Annotated in this window: 19 protein-coding genes; 4 read left to right on the forward strand and 15 right to left on the reverse strand. The window is 45.9% G+C overall.

Going from position 1 to position 21,856, the window contains the following annotated elements; genetic code table 11:
- Window positions 1–855, forward strand: a complete 855-nt coding sequence (locus LF817_RS12505; protein ID WP_253936158.1) for a Cof-type HAD-IIB family hydrolase — start codon at window positions 1–3, stop codon at window positions 853–855.
- Window positions 856–1,623: 768 nt separating this feature from the next.
- Here LF817_RS12505 and dnaB read toward each other — a convergent pair.
- From dnaB to LF817_RS12525, 4 genes are read right to left on the reverse strand one after another with little or no spacing between them, the layout of a single operon-like run.
- Window positions 1,624–2,985 (reverse strand): replicative DNA helicase, encoded by a 1,362-nt coding sequence (gene dnaB / locus LF817_RS12510; protein ID WP_253936159.1) that lies wholly within the window; start codon window positions 2,983–2,985, stop codon window positions 1,624–1,626.
- Window positions 2,986–3,015: 30 nt separating this feature from the next.
- Window positions 3,016–3,462, reverse strand: a complete 447-nt coding sequence (gene rplI, locus LF817_RS12515) for a 50S ribosomal protein L9 (protein ID WP_253936160.1) — start codon at window positions 3,460–3,462, stop codon at window positions 3,016–3,018.
- A complete protein-coding gene (locus LF817_RS12520; protein ID WP_253936161.1) occupies window positions 3,459–5,432 on the reverse strand; it encodes a DHH family phosphoesterase in 1,974 nt (657 codons plus the stop codon). The genes rplI and LF817_RS12520 overlap by 4 nt, the downstream gene beginning before the upstream one ends.
- 34 nt (window positions 5,433–5,466) lie before the next feature.
- A complete protein-coding gene (locus LF817_RS12525) occupies window positions 5,467–6,414 on the reverse strand; it encodes a YybS family protein (protein WP_253936162.1) in 948 nt (315 codons plus the stop codon).
- A gap of 154 nt (window positions 6,415–6,568) precedes the next feature.
- On the opposite strand from LF817_RS12525, the gene LF817_RS12530 reads away from it, so the two are divergent.
- Window positions 6,569–7,384: a histidinol-phosphatase gene (locus LF817_RS12530; RefSeq protein ID WP_253936163.1), complete on the forward strand. Its 816-nt coding sequence runs from the start codon at window positions 6,569–6,571 to the stop codon at window positions 7,382–7,384.
- 77 nt (window positions 7,385–7,461) lie between these two features.
- On the opposite strand, the gene LF817_RS12535 is transcribed toward LF817_RS12530, so the two are convergent.
- From LF817_RS12535 to LF817_RS12545, 3 genes are all read right to left on the reverse strand, one after another.
- Window positions 7,462–8,979: an AbgT family transporter gene (locus tag LF817_RS12535; protein WP_253936164.1), complete on the reverse strand. Its 1,518-nt coding sequence runs from the start codon at window positions 8,977–8,979 to the stop codon at window positions 7,462–7,464.
- 767 nt (window positions 8,980–9,746) lie between these two features.
- On the reverse strand, window positions 9,747–11,330 hold the full coding sequence (gene serA / locus LF817_RS12540) for a phosphoglycerate dehydrogenase (RefSeq protein WP_253936165.1): 1,584 nt from the start codon (window positions 11,328–11,330) through the stop codon (window positions 9,747–9,749).
- On the reverse strand, window positions 11,331–12,494 hold the full coding sequence (locus tag LF817_RS12545; RefSeq protein WP_253936166.1) for a pyridoxal-phosphate-dependent aminotransferase family protein: 1,164 nt from the start codon (window positions 12,492–12,494) through the stop codon (window positions 11,331–11,333).
- A gap of 264 nt (window positions 12,495–12,758) precedes the next feature.
- Between LF817_RS12545 and LF817_RS12550 the strand changes: the two genes are divergently transcribed.
- Window positions 12,759–14,408 (forward strand): peptide ABC transporter substrate-binding protein, encoded by a 1,650-nt coding sequence (locus tag LF817_RS12550; RefSeq protein WP_253936256.1) that lies wholly within the window; start codon window positions 12,759–12,761, stop codon window positions 14,406–14,408.
- Window positions 14,409–14,448: 40 nt separating this feature from the next.
- On the opposite strand, the gene hmpA is transcribed toward LF817_RS12550, so the two are convergent.
- A complete protein-coding gene (hmpA, locus tag LF817_RS12555; RefSeq protein ID WP_253936167.1) occupies window positions 14,449–15,675 on the reverse strand; it encodes an NO-inducible flavohemoprotein in 1,227 nt (408 codons plus the stop codon).
- Window positions 15,676–16,700: 1,025 nt separating this feature from the next.
- Here hmpA and LF817_RS12560 point away from each other — a divergent pair.
- On the forward strand, window positions 16,701–17,138 hold the full coding sequence (locus LF817_RS12560; RefSeq protein ID WP_253936168.1) for an Rrf2 family transcriptional regulator: 438 nt from the start codon (window positions 16,701–16,703) through the stop codon (window positions 17,136–17,138).
- Window positions 17,139–17,186: 48 nt separating this feature from the next.
- On the opposite strand, the gene rpsR is transcribed toward LF817_RS12560, so the two are convergent.
- The 7 genes from rpsR to LF817_RS12595 all read right to left on the reverse strand — a co-directional run bounded on the left by rpsR (window position 17,187) and on the right by LF817_RS12595 (window position 21,785).
- Complete coding sequence (gene rpsR, locus LF817_RS12565; protein WP_244755351.1) at window positions 17,187–17,414, reverse strand: 30S ribosomal protein S18; 228 nt, start codon at window positions 17,412–17,414, stop codon at window positions 17,187–17,189.
- Window positions 17,415–17,436: 22 nt separating this feature from the next.
- A complete protein-coding gene (gene ssb, locus LF817_RS12570; protein WP_253936169.1) occupies window positions 17,437–17,922 on the reverse strand; it encodes a single-stranded DNA-binding protein in 486 nt (161 codons plus the stop codon).
- A 12-nt stretch (window positions 17,923–17,934) separates the two neighbouring features.
- Window positions 17,935–18,225 carry a 30S ribosomal protein S6 gene (gene rpsF, locus LF817_RS12575; RefSeq protein ID WP_253936170.1) on the reverse strand — a complete coding sequence of 97 codons (291 nt, stop codon included), beginning with the start codon at window positions 18,223–18,225 and terminating at the stop codon, window positions 17,935–17,937.
- 136 nt (window positions 18,226–18,361) lie between these two features.
- Window positions 18,362–19,459: a redox-regulated ATPase YchF gene (ychF, locus tag LF817_RS12580; protein WP_253936171.1), complete on the reverse strand. Its 1,098-nt coding sequence runs from the start codon at window positions 19,457–19,459 to the stop codon at window positions 18,362–18,364.
- A gap of 178 nt (window positions 19,460–19,637) precedes the next feature.
- A complete protein-coding gene (locus LF817_RS12585) occupies window positions 19,638–19,832 on the reverse strand; it encodes a DUF951 domain-containing protein (RefSeq protein ID WP_253936257.1) in 195 nt (64 codons plus the stop codon).
- A gap of 16 nt (window positions 19,833–19,848) precedes the next feature.
- Complete coding sequence (locus LF817_RS12590) at window positions 19,849–20,739, reverse strand: mechanosensitive ion channel family protein (protein ID WP_253936172.1); 891 nt, start codon at window positions 20,737–20,739, stop codon at window positions 19,849–19,851.
- A gap of 50 nt (window positions 20,740–20,789) precedes the next feature.
- Window positions 20,790–21,785, reverse strand: a complete 996-nt coding sequence (locus LF817_RS12595) for a YkvI family membrane protein (protein WP_253936258.1) — start codon at window positions 21,783–21,785, stop codon at window positions 20,790–20,792.
- Window positions 21,786–21,856 lie beyond the last annotated feature (71 nt).

Genomic DNA, 21,856 nt, shown 5'->3' on the forward strand with positions numbered 1-21,856 from the left:
ATGAAAATGATTGCGATAGATTTAGATGGGACACTATTAAACCGCGACAGCCGGATCAGCGAAGAAAATGTACAGGCGATTCAACAGGCCCGGGCTAAAGGAGTGGAGGTCGTTGTAGCTACCGGCCGCGCGGAATTCGACGTGCGTGAAGTATTTTCAAAGACCGGGCTTAAGACATGGGTGATCGGGGCGAATGGAGCGACGATCCATACCCCTGAGGGAGAGCTTTTCGATTCGGTGCCGATCGCTCACGATGACGCGGCACACATTTTAAAATGGCTCGATCAGAAAAACTTTTATTATGAAGTGTTCAGCGATACTTCGATACTGACTCCGGAAAACGGCCGGGATTTGCTTTACATCGAGCTCGATCGGATACGAAGCGCTAACCCGGAAGCTGATATTTCTGATCTCGAGCACTCCCTTTTGAAGCAGTTCGGTCAAACAGGGTTCGTGCAGGTGGAATCATATGAAGACATATTGCAATCAGGGTCGCCACTTTACAACGTGCTCGCTTTTTCGTTTGAACAGGATAAGCTGCAACAAGGCTGGAAGCAATTCGAGAATTACGAGGATTTGACCCTCGTCAGCTCTGCGCTGCACAATTTCGAGCTGGAGCATAAGCACGCTTCCAAAGGCTTAGCTTTAGAGAAGCTGGCTGCTCACTTCTCGATTCCGATGAGCGCCACGGCAGCGATCGGGGACAGTCCGAATGATTTATCGATGATGAAAGCGGCCGGTCAAAGCGCAGCTATGGGCAATGCGCGCGACGTCGTCATCGAAGCGAGTGACTTTGTAAGTAAAACGAATGATGAGCATGGGGTCGCTCATGCGATTGATTTGTGGCTGAAATAGGTTCATCCACTTCATCCGGCGTAACTCCTGATTGCGGGGAGGCGTAACGGAAGGTGATGAATATAGATAAAGGCGGTCGTTCCTCTTGCGATGAGAGGGCGGTCGTCTTTTTTGTGAATGGCTCTATTAAACTTCAGCGTTGAAGTTCATTTATGATAAGAGCGGTTTCCGTTAAGATTAACAGAGGTTAGAGCTCCGGGAAATCACTCCCTTTCCGTGGGAGCGCGGCGAGCCTCCTCGAGCTAACGCTCTGCGGGGTCTCCCCATGCACTCTTTTCCCACAGGAGTCTCGCAATTTCCCGGAGCTCTTTACCATATTAGTAGAACGGAAACACCTATAAAAGGACATTAGAACCTAAGAACAATGAAAAAAGCTGTTCTTTACTCAGACCATTGCTAGCACAAGAAAGACACCACCCCCATCCATGATGCAGCTTGCAAGCCCTTCAATAAAAGCAGCTTACCTCCTACATTAATAAACCTAAGCGCGAGAGCTTTGTAGCACGCATGTAGTCTATGCAATAGTTGCCACCACTGACCAAAAAGAAAACATGCATGTTAGAGGCACATTTATAGGGAGGGGCGGCGGGGAATGGTGAAGACTCCTGTGGGAAGAGAGTGCTGGGTGAGATCCCGCAGGACGGTACGTCCGAGGAAGCTCACCGCGCTCCCACGGAAAGCGAGCCATTCCCCGCCGCCCTGATCCACTTACCATATGTCTCGAAATCACATCAATAAAATAACTTGACGAATAAAAAAATCCCGCCCTTACGCAGGCGGGACATCAGCATCACTATAGCGCCGATCCAAATCGACGAACTTGTTGTATTCCTTCACAAACGCAAGCTCGACGTTTCCGACCGGGCCGTTACGCTGTTTGGAAATAATAATTTCAATAATATTCTGGTTCTCGGATTCCTGGTCATAATAATCATCACGATACAAAAAGCCTACAATGTCGGCATCCTGCTCGATCGACCCCGATTCACGCAAATCCGACATCATCGGTCGTTTGTCCTGTCTCGATTCTACCCCACGGGAAAGCTGGGATAGGGCAATCAGAGGAACATTCAATTCACGGGCCAGCCCTTTTAAGGAACGCGAGATTTCAGAAACCTCCTGCTGACGGTTCTCTTTGGAGTTCGCGCTTCCCTGGATCAACTGCAAGTAGTCGATAAGAATCATACCAAGTCCGTGTTCTTGCTTAAGACGTCGGCATTTAGAACGAATTTCACTGACTCGGATACCTGGTGTATCATCGATGAAAATGCCGGCATTCGACAGGCTTCCCATTGCCATCGTCAGCTTATTCCAGTCCTCGGCTTCCATGCTGCCTGTCCGCAGACGCTGAGCGTCGATGTTGCCTTCTGCGCAAAGCATACGGGAAACGAGCTGATCGGCGCCCATCTCCAGGCTGAAGATTGCTACGTTTTCATCGGAATTCACCGCTACATTCTGTGCGATGTTCAAAGCGAATGCTGTTTTACCCATCGAAGGTCGCGCCGCGATGATAATCAAGTCATTACGCTGGAATCCGGAGGTGATGTGATCGAGATCACGGTAGCCTGTTGGAATTCCATTGACGTTGCCATCACTGTTATGCAGCATTTCAATGTTGTCATAAACATCGATCAACACGTCTTTAATGTTTTTGAAGGCGCTGGAATCTTTTCGCTGGGAGACTTCTAAAATTTCTTTCTCCGCGGAATTCAAGACATCTTCAATATTCTCTTCTTCGGCAAAGCCGCTCGTTACGATATTCGTCGCTGTACGGATCAGGCCGCGCAGCGTCGATTTTTCACTTACGATTTTCGTATAGTACGAAATATTAGCTGCGGTAGGAACGGAGTTTGCAATGTCGCTCAAATAGGAAACGCCGCCTACTTCTTCTAATACTTTGTTATTGGATAACGCTGTCGTCACGGTGACTAAATCGATCGGATCGCCTCGATCCGTCAGGTTAAGCATGACTTCAAAGATCCGCTCGTGACTCGCCCGGTAAAAGTCTTCCGGGAGCAAATATTCAGCTGCTGTCGACATCGCTTCAGGTTCTAAAAAGACAGCACCAAGAACCGCCTGCTCGGCTTCAATATTGTGCGGCGGGGTACGGTCATTCCATACTTCACTCACAAGCTGTTTCCTCCTCTAGATGAAGGACAATTACTTCCCTTCAATATGCACGCGAATCGTCCCTGTCACTTCGTTGTGAAGCTTCACAGGCACATTTGTATAGCCAAGTGTACGGATCGGTTCGTCCAGTTCGATTTTACGTTTATCGATTTTGATATTGTGTGATTTTTTCAGTTCTTCAGCAATCTGCTTACTTGTGATCGATCCGAATAAGCGGCCGCTGTCTCCTGATTTCGCAACGAGCTTCACTTCCATATCAGCAAGTGTTTCCTTCAGCTGTTCCGCTTCCTTCTTCACTTCTTCAGCTTTTTGTTCTTCTTTCGCATCTTTAGCCTGCTGGGCTTTCATGTTTCCGCCTGTCGCTTCAACGGCCAGATTATTTTTCAATAGGTAGTTGCGGGCGTAACCGTCAGAGACGTTTTTAATTTCTCCTTTTTTACCTTTTCCTTTAACATCTGATGTGAAAATTACTTTCATTGTTCGTCTCCTCCTTCAAAATACTCGTCAATTATATCTTGCAGCAATGCTCTCGCATCTTCAATATTTGTGTCCTCAAGCTGGGTGGCGGCGTTCGTCAGATGCCCGCCCCCATTCATACGTTCCATGATGACTTGAACGTTGACATCGCCGAGCGACCGGGCACTGATGCCGATCCGCCCATCTTTCCGTTCGGATATGACAAATGAACATACAATTCCAGTCATCGTAAGCAGCGTATCTGCTGCCTGGGCAATGACGACAGGTCCGAAGATTTCCTTAGGATCCCCGGCAGCAATCGCAATGCCATCACGGTAAATTTTCGCTTTCTCAATTAAGCGGCTTCGTTTGACGTACACATCCAGATCTTCTTTCATGAATTTTTGGACGAGGACGGTATCGGCCCCTTTAGATCGAAGGTAAGAAGCCGCATCGAAGGTCCGCGAGCCTGTTCGGAGCGTAAATGCCTTCGTATCGACGATGATCCCTGCCAGCAAGGCGGTGGACTCAAGCATCGACAGTTTCAGCTTCTTCGGCTGATACTCTAACAGCTCGGTGACGAGTTCAGCCGTCGAAGAGGCGTATGGTTCCATATACACGAGCGTCGGATCAGAAATGAATTCTTCCGCCCGGCGGTGGTGGTCGATGACGACGACGTGCTCGGTTCTTGTCAGCAGCTTCTCTTCAAGGACGAGAGATGGTTTATGCGTATCGACCACGACTATGAGCGTTTCATTCGTCACAAGATCAAGCGCGTCTTCACGCGTTATAAAATGGGACCACAGCTCATCATCCTTCTCGATTTCTTCGATCATCCGCTGGACCCCTGTATCGATATCTTCCGGATCAAGTACGATGAAAGCTTCCTTCTGGTTCGCCTGAGCGATTTTCAAAATTCCGATGGAGGCTCCTATCGCATCCATATCCGGAGATTTATGGCCCATGATCAACACACGCTCACTTTCCTGTACGAGCTCCTTCATCGCGTGAGAGATGACTCGGGCGCGTACACGTGTCCGTTTCTCCATCGGATTGGTTTTACCTCCGTAGAAGCGAACTTTGCCTGTATCGTCTTTGATCGCTACCTGATCACCGCCGCGTCCTAGCGCCAGATCAAGACTTGACTGCGCCAGTTCACCGAGTTCGGGAAGAGCTACCGGCCCGACTCCGATCCCGTAACTGAGCGTTAGAGGCACGTTTTGATCGGTGATCAATTCCCTGACTTCATCAAGGATTTCAAACTTGTTCCGCTCAAGCGTCCGCAATATTTCCTGGTTCATGACCGCCATGAACCGCTCCTGAGAGGTGCGCTTTAAATAAATCCCGTAATCACTGGCCCATTTATTCAAAATGGATGTCACTTGAGAGTTGATCTGACTTTTAGCCGTATCTTCCATCCCTTGCGTAATTTCTTCATAGTTGTCGAGGAAAATGACCGAAAGGACGGTTTGTTCATTTTTGTACAGGTTGTGGATCTTCGTCTGATTCGTCCTATCAAAGAAGTAAAGCAGACGTTCATCCCTTTTCACTAACGTCTGCAATTTATAGTCATCAATCTCGAGCCACGCTTCACCGTGACCCTCCTTGATATTCGAAATCAAATCTTCTGACAGTTCGTTCAAAGATTCACCTACAATGGTCCCCTCACTTGTGAACTTGTTCATATAAGGATTGGCCCACTCTATCTTATAATCCTCACTGTACAGGACAATTCCGATAGGCATTTCTAATAGCGCCTCTTCTCCCACTTTTTTGACACGATAGGAAAGAGTCGATATATATTCTTCTGTTTCGCTGATCATATGCTTCTCGGTTCTAACACTATAGAAGATCGAACCTGCTAGAAGGAGCGTCATCATCAAGCCCAGCATCCATTGATAGTACCAAATGAACCCAAGAAGAATAAGAGAAATTGTATAGATGACCCATAGATGTCCGCTCATCGTCGGTTTTTTAAAAAAATTCGGCATGTCATTCATCTCCTGCCATCAAGTACAGCGCACTTTATTTCTTCGTCTCTAATCGTTTTCTAAGAGAGAACCCTAAATCAATTATACCTAAGATTCGCACAAGATACATTAGAATTGTCGGTAAAAGCAAAGAACCTGCAATCGCCAAAATCGGCAGTGCTTTGGATTTCTCTTTTACATGAGTATAGTAAAAGATGAAAGCAAACCCTTGTAACACTAAAAAGGTTCCCGTTAACGTATAGACGTTAATCGCTGCTAAATACCAAATATTATCACTTTCCGCGAACACGAACGTAAAAATCATCGCAAAAAAGTAATACCATAATACGGAAGTCGGAAGGTTAAAGTTACGAAAAGGAGTAAAGTAAAACTTCTTCCCCTCCACACGATTGATAATTTTATAGCTGAGCCACTGGCTGATAAACGCAAAGGCAATTCCCATCATAGCAAGAATGCTTGGGATATAGTCGGGCAGGGCCTGCACTTGTTCTTCAAGGCTGGCTAACTGTTCTTCTGAGGTTTCTCCTCCGCCGAACGAGCCGAGCAACCCTTCTGTCATCGAAAAGGCTTCCTGCGATGCATTGCGGATCTCTTCCGCCCAGTTCAGCCCCATGAACAGCTGAGTGATCAAATAGACGGAAACGATGCCGATGATGAAACCGATGGATCCCTGAGCCCACGTTTCATAAGGGTCGCGCTTCTTATGCATCGCCCCTCCCACAAACAATCCGCCAATCCCCGCAAGTAATGTGATCGGCAAGGAAAAAACCGTCGCAAATAAAAGGGTGAAAATAAGACTTCCCGTAAATACAAGGATCCCCGACTTCCACCCGTGCCGGTAACTGTAAAAAATAAATGGAATCGGTAATACAAATAGGAAGAAAGACCCGATAAATCCAGGTGTGAATAGAATTATCAATAACAATAGCAGATAAGCCCCTGTCATTAAAGCCCCTTCAGTAATTTTTCTTGTATCATTCATAATGTTGTGCACCTCATTTTTCTATGCTAGCTTCCCTATTCTAACATAGGAAACAACCTATCTTCCTTCCTCAGCTTTTCAAAATTGTGTCCTTTTGTTTATAGGTTGCTAGTTTGGTATGATGGGTTCATCACTTAGAACCTAGGAGGCAACCATGCGCACAGATTATCACGTTCATATGGCAGAAACCGGCGATTTATCCGTCGACTATCTACGTACTTATATCGACAAAGCAAAGCAGGAAGGCATTCAGGAACTAGGAATTTCAGAACACGCTTATTTTTTCCAGGAGACGAAGGATATTCTTTCAAATCCATGGGTGGATAACCGCCGAACGCTGGATTTCAAAACGTATCAGAACATGTTTGACGAAGCGAATGAAGCGGGCCTCCCGATTAAAATGGGCATTGAAATGGACTACACCCCGGGGAAAGAAGCAGAAATGAAAGCTTTTATTGATGCTCACCCGTTCGATTATGTCATCGGATCTGTCCACTGGATCAATGAATGGGGCATCGATTTAGCTATCTATCGTGAGGAATATGAAAACCGTGATCTTCACGAAGTGTACCGTCAGTACTTTGATCGGATTGTAACGCTCGCTGAATCAGGACTCTTTGATTTCGTCGGTCATATCGACGTCATTAAAGTTTTCGGCTACAAGCCGGATGACCGTGAATTTCTACGTGAACAGTACGAACGTGCGGCAGACGCTTTAGCCAAAACGGGCACGTGCATTGAGATCAGTACGGCAGGGCTGAGAAAACCAGTCGGAGAAATGTATCCAGATCCTGAACTATTACGTATTTGTAAGGAAAAAGGCATCGGGATCGTACTTTGTTCCGATGCGCATAAGCCTGACCACATCGGCTACGCCTACGATGAAGCGATCGAATTCGCGCGTTCTGTCGGCTATGATGAAGTTCATGTCTTTACGCAGCGAGAAGCGCACGTCGAGAAAATCGACTAATCTTCGCTGAAACTTTAAAATCCCGCGTCTCCTTTACATATGGAGACGCGGGATTTTTACATTCGATGCGGGTCATTTTAATACGTGATCGGTGCTCCTGGGCCTACAGGAATTCCGAACAAAGTCCAAATGGATAATAAAATCAGCCAGCCTACTAAGAAGGCCGCCGCATATGGAATCATCATAGCAATCAGTGTCCCTATGCCCAAGTTTTTATTATAACGCTGCGCAAAGGCGATCACGACAGGAAAATAGAGGAGCAATGGTGTGATCATATTCGTGACCGAATCCCCGATCCGATAAAGCAAGGTCGTATATTCAGGGGAATACCCTAAGTTCATCATAATGGGCACAAATACCGGAGCTAAAATCGTCCATTTAGCTGAAGAACTGCCAATAAAGAAGTTGATCAGCATCGTCAAACCTAAAAACGTCAGAATTAAACTGATGCCGTCAAACCCTGTACTATTCAAGAAATCCGCTCCGCGAAAAGCGATCACCGTTCCGAGGTTCGTTTCGCCAAAGTAAGCGATGAACTGTCCTGCGGTAAACGCCAGCGCAATGTATCCTCCCATCGCTGCCATCGTTTTTCCAAGCAGACGGGTCAAGTCTTTATCATTATTGATTTCATTCACTGCGATTCCATAAATGAGACCGGGAACGAGGAACAAAATAAATATGACAAATACGAGTGCATTGAAGAACGGAGATTCAATGTAGGCACCGTCCCCTCTTAATGGGCCAAAGGATAAATAGGCCATAAGAGCGAAAGTGAGAAGGAAGCCGATTCCCGCAAGACGCATCCCTTTCTTCTCCTGGGAGGTCAACTCTTCAATATCTCCTTCTTCCTCGCCTTCATATTTTCCTAACCGCGGCTCGACTATTTTCTCAGTTACCCATGTGCCTATGAACGTAATAAGCAGGACGGAGGCTGCAGCAAAGAAGTAATTCATCGTTACCGTTATGGTATCTGCATACCCTGCGTCTATCGTACGTGCCGCTTCAGCCGTCAACTCCTGCAAGATCGCATCCGTTGACGTAAGAGCTAAATTGGCTCCAAACCCGCCGGATACACCGGCAAAAGCTGCGGCCAGTCCAGCTAATGGGTGACGTCCAAGCCCTAGAAAGAGCACCGCTCCTAACGGAGGCAGAACGACGTACCCTGCGTTTACAGCGACACTGGACATTACCCCTGCAAACACGAGGGCTGCTGTTAGAAGACGATTGGGAAAGGAGAATACGATGCTTTTTAATGAGGCATTGATCAATCCTGTCTGCTCAGCTAATCCAATCCCAAGCATCGTCACTAGGACAGCCCCTAAAGGTGCAAATCCTATGAAATTATCTACGGCACTCGTAAATATATATTCGAGTCCGCTCTTACTGAATAGATTCTTGACCTCCACCACTTCATCCGTTGTCGGATTCGTCACGGAGACGCCAGAGAATATTCCCGATAATATAATAATAATGAAAGCTAGACATGCGAAAAGTAATAAGGGGGAAGGAAGTTTATTCCCCAACCATTCAATTCCGTCCAACGCCCGAAATAATAAACGTCGAGGCTTAGATACTTTCTCTGTATGCTGTGCCATTTCCACACTCCTTTTAATGTCGATACGATTAATCAGGATTAAATTTACCAACCTTCCTGCAGGATGTCAAAGGTAACGTGCTCGATAGAAGAAAGCAGGTCTTATGCCGCCTTCCGCTTCTTTTGATTTGAATACGCCTGATTTTTTTGGTGCTGGCAAGACTTGTGTCGAATCTCTTCGTTCTTCGTGTTTCCTTTATCTCCACCAACTCCGTCCAGTCCATACGCCGCTGAACAAAGCGCTACGGCTTTTACGAAAGGAGTCTCGCAATTTCCCGTACCTTCTTGCTTTTGTGAGGATCACGGAAATATCTGATAAAGTACTTTTTGTGAAGCACAGTTCTTTTTGAGTGGGAACTGTGCAGAATATCGTTTTTAGTTAAGAGAGTGGTTCGATGTCTACTTACAAAACTCGTTAGTTGCTAAGCGCTCTAGCTTAGAGGAGAGCTCGAAAGGCTTTTCTATTCCAATACCAAGGGTTCGTTCTTTCCATTTCGCAATGGGGTGGTTGGAAGCTGCGAGACTCCCGTGGGAGAAGGAGGTAGGCGAGATCCCACAGGGCTTTAGCCCGAGGAAGCTCGCCAGTTCCCCCACAGGAAAGCGAGTAGCTTCCCAACCACCCCTGACTTTCAATACGGCAACGAACCCAGGTTATCTCGCTAGCTTGTAATACAAACTTTCAAATTCTCTATACAAGAACAATTAATAGAAACATTTACCCCACAAAAAAGCCCGGCAAATGGTTAGACCATCTGCCGGGCACTTCTATTATAAAGTTAAACATTGCACCTGGTTAATATCAGTTACTCCAGAAAGCTTCTCCTGACAATCTTCATCCACGGCCTTATCCACCGTGAGCACCATGACGGCGTCTCCGCCCTGGATGGCACGGCCCACCTGCATGGTCGCAATGTTGACGTGACGTTCAGCGAGCAGGCTTCCGACGCGTCCAATCGCACCAGGCTGGTCTTTATGGTGAATGACGATTAAATGACCATCCGGTACAACGTCGATGGAATAGTCATCGAGCTTCACGATTCGAGCACCCAGCCCATTGAGCAGCGTACCTGAAATCGTGCGTTTTTCCTTATCGGTTTCAATTTCAATCGTCACAAGGTTCGTAAACCCTTTAGTGGACGTCGACTTTTGCTCATTCACAACAATGCCTTTATCCGAAGCAGTCTTATAAGCATTGACGTCATTAACGCGGTCACCGATGTAACGTTTTAAAATCCCTTTAACAGAGATTCGCGTAAGAGGCGTCGTATCCACGTCGAGCAAATCGCCGGAATAATAGACCGTCAGCTTCTCAAGCGCTCCTTCTGTCACATTAGATAAGAAGCTTCCGAGTTTCTCAGAAAGCACAAAATAAGGAGCTAGTTTTTCCATCATTTCTGCCGATACGGACGGCATGTTCACAGGGTGCTTCACAGCTCCTCCACGCAATAAATCTATGATATCAAGGCTTACGTCCGTTGCCACATTTTCCTGGGCCTCGACCGTACTTGCGCCTAAGTGTGGAGTCGCAATGACTTCTTCAAGCGAAAGTAGCGGGTGATCGATCGCCGGCTCCTCTTCAAATACATCAAGAGCGGCCCCTGCGATTTTCCCTTTTTCTATCGCTTCGTACAAAGCGTCCTCTTCGATGATTCCTCCGCGTGCGCAGTTCAGGATACGCGCGCCGGGTTTCATCAATTGCAGAGTATCTTTATTGATCAAATGTTTCGTTTTTTCCATTAAAGGGGTGTGAACGGTAAGAAAGTCCGCCTGCTGGAGAACTTCTTCCAATGTGCCGTACTGAACGCCCGCTTTATCTGCTTTTTCTTCCGTTAAAAACGGATCAAAAGCAATGACGTTCATCCGGTGTCCTTTCGCACGGTGGGCTACCTCGCGTCCGATACGACCGAACCCGACGATGCCGAGGGTTTTATTTTTCAATTCGACACCGACAAACTTCTTACGCTCCCAGCGATTCTGTTTCAACTGGTGATAAGCCTGTGGAATATTACGGGCCAGTGACATGAGCATGGCCATCGTGTGCTCAGCCGTTGAAATCGTATTCCCATCTGGAGCATTCACGACGACGACCCCGTGATCGGTCGCTGCATCTAAATCGATATTATCAACACCGACCCCGGCACGTCCGATCACTTTAAGGTTCGGGGCGTGTTCGATCACTTCACGAGTGACTTGCGTTTGGCTTCGTACGATCAGCGCTTCACTCGTGCTGATTTCTTTTAACAGTTCGTCATAGGATAAAGAGCTTTCCATGACAGCTTCAATGTCGGAAGCCTCCAATAATGGACGAATTCCATCTTCGCTTAACGGATCACTTATTAGTACACGATACATTTAGTCCAACTCCCTCGTTGCTTGTAAATAGGCTTCCTGTGCAGCGGCCGTCCCTGCACCTTGTTCGAAATCATGGCCGAGACGTTTTAAGACGACTTCAATAATGCTTATATATTGTAAAACGTTTGTTGGACGTGAGTATCCCATATGACCGACACGGAAAATTTCACCTTTAAGATGCCCCTGCCCGCCGGCAGTCATTAAGCCGAATTCTTCATTGGCTATTTTTCTGAACTGTTCCGCTTTAAATGTTTGCGGGCGCACCGATGTGACGGTGGAAGAAGCGTCTTCCTCGGAAACGAGTAAAGGAACATTCAACGCTCGAAAAGCCGCACGAGTCATCTCCTTCATGATCTGATGGCGTTCATGTACCTTCTCCAAACCTTCCTCTTCTATAAGGCTCAGGACTTCCTGAAGTCCGAATAATAAGGATAAAGCCGGTGTGAAAGGGGTTTGCCCGGAATCAAGGCTTTTCTTATAAGTTCGCAGGTCTAAATAAAAACGTGGTCTTGGATTCTCGTGGATCACCCTCCACGCCTGATCACTGACAGCTGCAAAGGCCAATCCTGCAGGAAGCATCATCGCTTTTTGGGATCCTGAGATTAAGAGATCGATTCCAGATCCATCCATGTCCAGAGCAGCACCGCCCATTGAGGACACTCCATCCACGATGACAAGAGCCTCGCTTACTTCATGTACACGCTCGGCAATTTCTTCTACAGGATGCATGACACCGGTTGACGTTTCACAATGAGTGACAAACACAGCTTTGACGTTTGGGTGGGCCTGGAGCTGCTCTTCAATGGCCGCCACCTGGACAGCATTTCCCCACTCTACATCTATGCGATGCACGTTGAGCTCATACGTGTCACATATTTTTGCAAAACGCTCACCAAATGCTCCGGCGACTACTACAATAACTTCGTCCCCGGCTGATGTCGTATTAACTACTGCCGCTTCCAATGCTGAGGTTCCGCTGCTGGAAAGCACCAGCACATCCCCTGTAGTACCAAAAATCGGTTTCAATCTTGGAGCAAGATCCTCCATCAGTGCTTTACATTTCTGACCTCTATGGCCGATCATCGGCTGACTCATCGCCCGATCCACACTTGGCGGAATAGGGGTCGGGCCTGGTATTTGCAATATCTCCCACTCGCGATTCATCGCTAACTGTCCCTCCTGTACATGCTACGCGTACAAATCATTTTATACGGTAGAAATGAATTGATATTCCTTTATCCTATCAAATGAACTGTCATTGTCAATCTTATTGAAAGGTTCTGAATAAAACGTTTTTTTCTTTTTTTTCTATTTGGTAAATGCTGATAATTAATTGTATTTTCGGTATAATTTGAAAGGTATTTATTTTTTGAAAATTTAAATATTTAGGGGGAGTTTTTATTGAGGAACCACAAGAGCCTTTGGCTTATGGTCGTCTTGATGCTGTCATTATTTCTTGCCGCGTGCAGCGGGGATGACAGCGGATCAGACGGAGAGGATGGAGCTGACAGCGGAGGAGACGGATCCGACAGCAGCGCCGAACAGGAAATCACCGTATCGGCTAAAAGCGAGATTTCCAGTATGGATCCTTCATTAATTACAGACACAGTAGCTTTCCAATGGGCAGGAGAGACATTAGAAGGCCTCTATCGATTGGATGAAGAAGGAAATCTTTCACCAGGTATCGCTGAAGACAGTTCCGTAAGTGAAGATGGAGAAACGTGGACCTTTAATCTGAGAGAAGACGCCGAATGGTCAAACGGCGATCCTGTAACGGCTGATGATTTTGTTTATGCGTGGCAGCGTGCAGTGAATCCGGATACTGGTTCTGAATACGGTCCCTATTTCCTAGGAGGGGTCATAGAAAACGCCCAGGCCATCGCTGACGGTGAAGCTGAATTGGACGAGCTAGGCGCAACGGCAGTGGATGATCATACATTAGAAGTGAATTTAGAGCAGCCTGTACCATACTTTGAATCTATGACGGTGTTTGGTACATTCATGCCTTTAAACGAAAGCTTTGTTGAAGAGCATGGGGACGACTTCGGTACAGAAGCTGAATATACCTTATCTAACGGACCTTTTGAAATGACTTCATGGGACCACAGTGAAGGCTGGACCGTTGAGAAAAATGATACGTACTGGGATGCAGATGCTGTACAATTGGATGCAGTGAACGCCCAGATCATCAAAGAAATTTCAACAGGCGTTAACTTATATGAATCTGGTGAGCTCGATCAAACAGAATTGAACGCTGAATTTGTTGACGAGTACTCGACAACTGAAGACTTTAACGTCGCAGAGAAACCTTACTTGTATTTCTTCAAGTTTAACCAGGAAGCGAACGAAGCTCTGGCTAACGTGGATGCACGCAAAGCCATTTCCATGGCGATTGACCGTCAAGGCCTTGTAGACGTCATCTTAAATGATGGTTCTGTACCTGCTGAAGGTTATGTTCCATCCAATTTCGTCAACATGCCGGATAGTGAAGAAGATTTCCGCGATGCTCAAGGCCCGCTTGTAGAACATAACGTAGAGCAGGCTCAAGAGCACTGGAACGCCGCACTAGAAGAACTAGGTACAGACTCAGTGGAAATAGAGCTTCTTGGTGATGATACAGGAACATCCAGTAACGTGCTGGCTTATTACAAAAACCAGCTGGAAGAAAACCTGGAAGGTCTGACGATCAACGTGCTTGAGGTTCCATTCAACGAACGTGTCGAGCGTGACCAAAACTCAGAATTTGAGATTGAGGCCGCGACATGGGGACCAGACTACGTGGACCCGAACACCTACTTGAACATGTATCTTGAAGGCGGACAAAACAATAACATGAACTATGTGAACGAAGAATATGACGCTCTTATTGAGCAGGCCAATGGCGAATACGCCCAGGATCCTGATCAACGTTTCGAAGCGTTCCTTGAAGCTGAACGAATCCTTTTAGAAGAAGATGCAGCGGTCGCTCCGATGTATCAGGACTCTAAGGCTCAGCTATTCAGACCTTCGATCAAAGGCGTATTTACGACAGCTACTGGTCCTGAACTTGAATTCAAATGGGCTTACGTAGAAGAATAAACAAAAGAACCAGCAGCGCTGCGGCGCCGCTGGTTCTTTTTTAATGCAAGCTTAATTCCGGACCGAAGAATTCATAATGGATTTGCTCGTCTGGGACTCCCCATTCTTTCAAGGAGCTATGGACTTCCCGCATGAAGCCTTCAGGGCCGCAGAAATAGAATTCTGCATCGTAAGGAACGACCGATTTCAACCATGGCAGATCGATGCGCCCTTCCCTGTCATATGCGCTATCCTCAGTGCCTGGGGTACTGTACACGACCTTAGCCTGGACGGAAGGTGATTCTTTCACAAAATCAGCTACTTCATCCTTAAAAGCGTGGACTTCCTGATTGTGAGCCGCATGAACAAAGTAAACATCACGATCCGAATTTTGGTGAACCATACGATTCAGCATGCTCATCATCGGCGTCAGTCCGACACCTCCACTAATCAATACGAGCGGCTCATGATTCTCCTCATTCAAGTAAAAATCACCCGCAGGAGCTGTGACCGGCAGTACAGCACCTTCTTCCAGCTGATCATGCAAGTAGCTGGAGACTACTCCTTCAGGTCGTCCCGGACCCGCTTCTTCTCTTTTCACACTGATTCGATAATATCCCTTACCGGGTGCATCGGATAAGCTATACTGGCGTAAATGTGTATATTCACTGTGCGGCATATTGATTTGAACCGTAATATATTGACCCGGGTGATAAGATGTAATCTTCTTCCCATCCTCAGGCTCTAAATAGAAAGAGGTGATCACGGCGCTTTCTTTCACTTTTTTAGCTATTTTAAAGTTACGATAACCGCTCCAACCTCCATCCTGGGCGACCGCCTGCTCATATTTCTTTTCTTCTACCTGGATAAAAGCATGTGCGATCGCTCCATAAGCTTCCTCCCAGGCTTGCATAATATCATCCGTTGCAGCATCCCCAAGTACTTCTTTTATCGCAATTAATAAGTATTTTCCCACGATCGGGTAATGTTCTGGCTTCACTTGTAAGCTTCGGTGTTTTTCAGCAATTTGATTGACGGTCGGTAATATGGCTGTTAAGTCATCGATATGCTGTGCTGCTGCATACACAGCATTGGCGAGCGCTCTTGGCTGTCGCCCTGCTTTTTGATTGGTCATGTTGAATATGTTCTTTAATTCAGGATGGTCCGCAAACATCCGCTTATAGAAGTGAGTGGTGATCGCTTCGCCATGCTCCGCTAGTACAGGTACAGTAGATTTTACAGTTGTAATCGTTTTTTCACTTAATTCATAAGGACTTTTAGTACTCATCGTAAAAACTCCTTTTATTTTAAGGTGTATTTTCTATACACCTTTATTGTAAAGGAATGACTGTTAAAAGCAATATATAAAATACATCTTTTGTGACAGTTTGTTAACTTTATCAAAAGCAATATTAAAGTTCCGTGTTGATATTCACTTAAGCTCCCTTTAGTGGAAGACTCAGTTTCGAGATGTTTGGCCTGTTTCCGTTATGTTTAATAGAGATAAGAGCTCCGGGAAATCACTCCCTTTCCGTGGGAGCGCAGTGAGCCTCCTCGAGCTTCGCTCTCCGGGGTCTCACCAAGCACTCTTTTCCCACAGGAGTCTCGTAATTTCCCGGAGCTCTTTGCGATAATTAGGGGGTACGGAAACACCGATTTCAGGATGTCAGATGCTGCGCGACAGTTATGATAAAAACTTGATATTGAGCGGTTTATCCCTAGAAACAACCGCTCACCAAAAAACGAACATGGATAAAGAAGAAGCACCTTCTTACAAAAAGGGTTCATTTCTAGCTTGCTTTCACGGAAATGAAAAGGGTTTTAAGAAATGTGCGAGGCTCCTACCTTTGAAAGCGGAAGCACTTCGTTCAGCGGGGCATGGACTGGGCTGAGATGGCGGAGATAAAAATAAATTTAAAAGAACGGTATAAGAGGGATCGTTCATCTCATATCGATTGGTGTGGTTGGGAAGCTGCGAGACTCCCGTGGGAGAAGGATGTAGGCGAGATCCCACAGGGCTGAAAAGCCCGAGGAAGCTCGCCACTTCCCCCACAGGAAAGCGAGTAGCTTCCCAACCACACCAGACTCTCATTACAGCCACGAACCCTGGTTATCTCGAAACTGAGTCTTAAAGTATCCTGCCATATTGTTGAATAACTCACTTATCAATATCAACAACCACCTTTAACATGGCCTTATCAAAAAGAAAGTAGAAAGAGGCTGGTCTTGAACAGAAAACACTAAAAAAGGACACACTTCGCTCCCTGTGATAAAATATAAAATACTAACCAACCAGAATGAGGGTATCAGCCTATGCGTTTAAAGAAATATACAGATTACGCTTTACGAGTCATGATCTATACTGCTTCGAAACCTGAAGGGGAGTTAGCCAATAAAAAAGAGATCTCTGACGTTTTCCATATCTCGGAAAACCACTTAGGGAAAATCATCCATAAGCTTAATAAACTGGGACTGCTTGAAACGATCAGAGGGCGAAGCGGCGGCATCCGTTTAGCGAAGCCGCCATCTGAAATCAATGTAGGATATGTGGTGCAAGCCATGGAAGACGACTTCCATCTGCTGGAGTGCTTTGACCGTGAAACGAACTACTGTGTCATTACTCCTGCCTGCAAGCTCAAGCATATTCTCAATGATGCCCTTCGCGCTTTTTTAGAGGTGCTCGAGGAATATACGCTGGAGGATTTACTTTCCAATAAAGATGAACTAAGAGATTTGATGAATATCACATAAAAAAATCCGTGAAGTCCTAATAGACTTCACGGATTTTTTATACCGCTATTATTCAGCAGTGTAAGGCAATAGAGCCATTTGACGAGAGCGTTTGATCGCTTTTGTCAATTTACGTTGGTACTTAGCAGAAGTTCCAGTTACTCGACGAGGAAGAATTTTTCCACGGTCAGAAATGAAACGTCTTAGCAAGTCCGTATCTTTAAAATCGATGTGTGTAATTCCGTTTGCTGTGAAAAAACACACCTTTTTACGTTTACCGCGTCCACGACGTGCCATGTTGCATTCACTCCTTCCTTAATTAAAATGGTAAATCGTCATCCGAAATATCGATCGGTTCGCCTTTATCAGCGAATGGATCATCGTTTCGATTATTATTGTTGTTCTGATTAGGATTGTTTGGTTGTTGATTCTGATTTGGCTGGTATCCTTGCTGGCTGCCGCCTCCACCTTGCTGTGAAGAACCGCCTTTGGATTCCATGAACTGTACGCTGTCCGCAACAACTTCTGTTACAAACACACGCTTGCCTTCTTGATTGTCGAAGCTTCGGGACTGTAGACGTCCATCTACACCGACAAGACTGCCTTTATTCATAAAGTTAGCGAGGTTTTCAGCTGCTCGTCTCCAAACGACACAGTTAATGAAATCTGCGTCACGATCTCCCGAGTTATTCGAGAATGGTCGATTCACTGCAATAGTGAAATTGGCAACAGCTACTCCGTTTGGCGTATAGCGTAAATCCGGATCCCTCGTTAATCTGCCGACTAAAACGACACGATTTAACATCAGAACCACTCCTTATTTGTCATCTTCACGTACTGCGATGTGGCGGATAACATCATCCGAGAACTTCGCTTGACGGTCGAATTCATTGATCGCTTCACGGTCACCTGTGAAGTTGATCGTTACATAGATGCCATCACGATAGTCGTTAATTTCATATGCAAGACGACGCTTACCTATTTCTTTAACGTTCTCGATTTCCGCACCGTTGTTCGTAAGAATACCGCTGAAACGCTCAACTACAGCTGTTTTAGCTTCTTCCTCGATATCTGGGCGGATGATGTACATGATTTCGTAATTTCTCATCCGTATTCACCTCCTTATGGACTTAACGGCTCCTCCTCGATGAAGGAGCAAGGAGTAATTTAACTATCATTACTCACAATGTTGTATTATATCAAAATTCTACTAAGTTGACAACAGCTAACGGAGAGATCCTCGCCTATACGTTAAAACGGAAATGAATAACGTCGCCATCTTTCACTAAATATTCCTTGCCTTCTAAACGGACACGGCCGCGATCACGCGCAGCACCCATCGTTCCGGCGTCTACTAGATCGTCATAGGAAACCGTCTCCGCACGAATGAAACCTCGTTCGAAGTCTGTATGAATAATTCCGGCTGCTTGTGGTGCTGTCATGCCTTCTTTGAATGTCCAGGCTCTTACTTCCTGTTCACCCGCCGTAAAGTACGTAGCCAGCCCTAGAAGGTTATACGTCGCTTTAATCAGCTGATCCAGACCGGATTCAGCAATTCCAAGATCCTCAAGGAATTCAAGCTTTTCGTCTCCTTCAAGCTCGGCGATCTCCGCTTCAATTTTTGCGCAGACAACGATGACTTCCGCATTTTCTTTCTCAGCAAATTCGCGGATGCTTTTAACCTTATCGTTATCGCCTTCCCCAATTTCATCTTCACTTACGTTCGCTACGTAAAGAATCGGCTTGGCAGTCAAAAGGTGAAGACCTTTGACGATTTTCTGCTGATCGGAAGAGAACTCAATGGCACGGGCGGGTGTTTCTTCTTCCAATCCTTCTTTCAGCTTCTCAAGCACGGCATATTCCGCGACGGCGTCTTTATCTTTTTGACGAGCCATTTTCGCAACACGGTCCAAGCGTTTTGAAACTGTTTCAAGATCAGCTAAGATAAGTTCTAAATTTATCGTTTCAATATCCATAATCGGATCGACTTCACCTGAAACGTGGGTGATGTTTTCATCTTCGAATGCACGCACGACGTGGGTGATTGCATCCACTTGACGAATATGAGACAGGAACTGGTTGCCCAGCCCCTCCCCTTTACTTGCGCCTTTGACAATGCCTGCGATATCGGTAAACTCAAATGCTGTCGGGACGGTTTTCTTAGGATTCACGAGTTCAGTCAGCTTCTCTAAACGAGGATCCGGGACTTCAACGATCCCGACGTTCGGGTCGATCGTCGCAAACGGATAGTTCGCAGATAAAGCGCCTGCCTGTGTAATTGCGTTAAATAATGTAGACTTGCCCACGTTAGGCAGCCCTACGATTCCTGCTGTTAATGCCATATAAAACTTCCACTCCTTAAGGATTTACATACATGTATGTTGGTCATACCAATTATAGATACTCTACAGGAAAATAACAACCTATGCGAAAATGAAAAAACAAGCCCTAAACAGAGCCTGTTTCTACGTTTCCATTCACCAAATATTCCATTTTCTTATATAGGTTTCTCTACAATATCTATTGTTCACTCGTTTCTAATACTTTTTTCATCTTCGTTTCGAACTTTTTCCTCGGAATCATGACGCTGTGTCCGCAGCCTTCACATTTAATCCGGATATCGGCGCCCATCCGAATGATCTTCCAGCGGTTTTCCCCACAAGGATGAGCTTTTTTCATTTGCACGACATCGTTTAACTGATACGTTTTATCCATCAAAACAGTCAGCCTCCTATTTTTGAGATGGTTCCTGGGACGTCTCTTCTTCATGACGAGAATACATCACCAAACGTGGGAATGGAATTTCAATTCCTACTTCATCTAATCTGTTTTTCACTTCTTTTCGAATCGCCCGTGAGATGGCATAATGTTCCATCGGTTCACATTCCGCCATGATGCGGATAACCACCTCTGAAGCAGCGAGGTTATGAACGCCTAACAACTCAGGCACCGCCACCATTTGAGGGTAGCGTTCCGGCATCTCTTCCAGCAGATCGGTCATCACTTGCTCGGCTTTTTCAATATTTTCTTCGTAGGCGATACTGACGTCAACAATGGCAAAGCTGTTGTGAATAGAGTAGTTCGTAACCTGCGTCACATTTCCATTAGGCAGAATATGCACTTCGCCTGTCCATCCTTTCACTTTACACGTCCGCAAGCCTACTTCCTCGACGATTCCTTCCACCCCTGAGGTCTGAATGAAATCACCTACGGAAAACTGATCCTCAAATATGATGAAAAATCCGCTGATAATATCACGTACGAGGTTTTGAGCACCAAAGCCGATGGCCAGTCCTGCGATACCTGCCCCGGCTAACAGGGCGCCTATATCTAACGTGAACGTTTCCAGTATCATAATGAATGCCGTAAAATAAACAACATAGCTCAGTGCATTAGCTACAAGCTTTTTAAGCGTCGCTTCCCTGCGTGCTGTAATAGAAAAAGGACCCTGCCTGCGCTGAACAAAAAACTGGCCGATAACTCGTTTCCCTACTTTTATAATAATAAAAGAAATGATCAAGATTAATAATATTTTTAAGGCCCCGTGCCCTAAACTCATCCATAAATCAGGGCCTGTGACGTAGTTTACTGCATCATCCACCTGTTCAGTTACTTCTTCCACCACAGTTATTCGCCTGCCTCTCATAGTATGAGATATATTTTAACAGGTTTTTAACTGATTTTGAATCGCTGGGTCAAAGGATAAATTAATAATGATGATAAAACGTATAAGTTGAGTAATCCATATAGAGGATACAAGTATTCTATTAATGTAGAAAAACCAAAAGACGTAAAGGGAAGCATGAGAGCGACGACGGCGAAAGCTACCATCCAGAGCGGCTGTTTCCAGTAGCTGCGAAAACGGGTGACGAGCCCTAACGTGCCTGAAGCCGCCGTTGTGAAAATGGCGATCCACATCATTATGGACATGAACACCATCATTCCATAAGGATAATGCTGGAGAATTGCAAATAACGGAATTTCATAGACAAGGATTTCATCAGAAATTTGAATCAGACTATTATTGTATAAAAAGGAAACCACTCCTAAGATTAAGCCGCTTCCTACACTTGCGACCCACACTTCTTTCCTGCTCCTCATCCGGTTCCCGATTGCTCCAAGCACAGCGATCAGCGGCAGGACATTCAAGGCTGTAAAAGGAAAAGCAGCTTTCCAATTATCCGTTTCTGTAACGTGGCTGAACAAGGAAAGGTTCTGATCTGAGATGAACACAATCAATATGAACAGCAGTCCTGAAATCAACAGCGGCAGCACGAGACTGTTCACCGTAACAATCCCTTTTATATCCCAGACGAATAGTAAAATCAGCGGGATGGCGATCGCCAATACACCGAGCCTGTATGAAAGGTGGAACGCCTCCCACGTCGCCCCGCTGCCGGCCAGCATAACGACCGTAGTCGTAAATAGATAGATGATTATCATCCAATCATATACCCCCGTGAGATGCTTGCCTACAATCGTACGCAGGACAGATAAATAATCGCCAGACTGCTGCTTGAAGCTGATACTCATGATCGATAAACAGCAGATGATGAACATCACCGTAAATAACAGGATCGCCAAACTGCTGTCATAGCCAAAGAACTGCCATAACTCTCTTCCGGAAGCGTAGCCAGCACCAATCATCGTACCTACAATTAAGAACATCCACTTTATCCCTGAAACCAAGGGAATCGCTCCTCGCCCTATGTATTTGTCACGTATAGAAACTCGTCCAC

This window comes from Halobacillus sp. A1 (assembly GCF_024189295.1).
GTDB lineage: Bacteria > Bacillota > Bacilli > Bacillales > Halobacillaceae > Halobacillus_A.

What these genes read in the sequence shown, in the direction of transcription:
- LF817_RS12505 (WP_253936158.1), top strand. Translation starts at nt 1, where the DNA reads ATGAAAATGATTGCGATAGATTTAGATGGGACACTATTAAACCGCGAC.
- rplI (WP_253936160.1), bottom strand. Translation starts at nt 3,462, where the DNA reads ATGAAAGTAATTTTCACATCAGATGTTAAAGGAAAAGGTAAAAAAGGA.
- LF817_RS12520 (WP_253936161.1), bottom strand. Translation starts at nt 5,432, where the DNA reads ATGCCGAATTTTTTTAAAAAACCGACGATGAGCGGACATCTATGGGTC.
- LF817_RS12525 (WP_253936162.1), bottom strand. Translation starts at nt 6,414, where the DNA reads ATGAATGATACAAGAAAAATTACTGAAGGGGCTTTAATGACAGGGGCT.
- LF817_RS12530 (WP_253936163.1), top strand. Translation starts at nt 6,569, where the DNA reads ATGCGCACAGATTATCACGTTCATATGGCAGAAACCGGCGATTTATCC.
- LF817_RS12535 (WP_253936164.1), bottom strand. Translation starts at nt 8,979, where the DNA reads ATGGCACAGCATACAGAGAAAGTATCTAAGCCTCGACGTTTATTATTT.
- serA (WP_253936165.1), bottom strand. Translation starts at nt 11,330, where the DNA reads ATGTATCGTGTACTAATAAGTGATCCGTTAAGCGAAGATGGAATTCGT.
- LF817_RS12545 (WP_253936166.1), bottom strand. Translation starts at nt 12,494, where the DNA reads ATGAATCGCGAGTGGGAGATATTGCAAATACCAGGCCCGACCCCTATT.
- LF817_RS12550 (WP_253936256.1), top strand. Translation starts at nt 12,759, where the DNA reads ATGGTCGTCTTGATGCTGTCATTATTTCTTGCCGCGTGCAGCGGGGAT.
- hmpA (WP_253936167.1), bottom strand. Translation starts at nt 15,675, where the DNA reads ATGAGTACTAAAAGTCCTTATGAATTAAGTGAAAAAACGATTACAACT.
- LF817_RS12560 (WP_253936168.1), top strand. Translation starts at nt 16,701, where the DNA reads ATGCGTTTAAAGAAATATACAGATTACGCTTTACGAGTCATGATCTAT.
- rpsR (WP_244755351.1), bottom strand. Translation starts at nt 17,414, where the DNA reads ATGGCACGTCGTGGACGCGGTAAACGTAAAAAGGTGTGTTTTTTCACA.
- ssb (WP_253936169.1), bottom strand. Translation starts at nt 17,922, where the DNA reads ATGTTAAATCGTGTCGTTTTAGTCGGCAGATTAACGAGGGATCCGGAT.
- rpsF (WP_253936170.1), bottom strand. Translation starts at nt 18,225, where the DNA reads ATGAGAAATTACGAAATCATGTACATCATCCGCCCAGATATCGAGGAA.
- ychF (WP_253936171.1), bottom strand. Translation starts at nt 19,459, where the DNA reads ATGGCATTAACAGCAGGAATCGTAGGGCTGCCTAACGTGGGCAAGTCT.
- LF817_RS12585 (WP_253936257.1), bottom strand. Translation starts at nt 19,832, where the DNA reads ATGGATAAAACGTATCAGTTAAACGATGTCGTGCAAATGAAAAAAGCT.
- LF817_RS12595 (WP_253936258.1), bottom strand. Translation starts at nt 21,785, where the DNA reads ATGTTCTTAATTGTAGGTACGATGATTGGTGCTGGCTACGCTTCCGGA.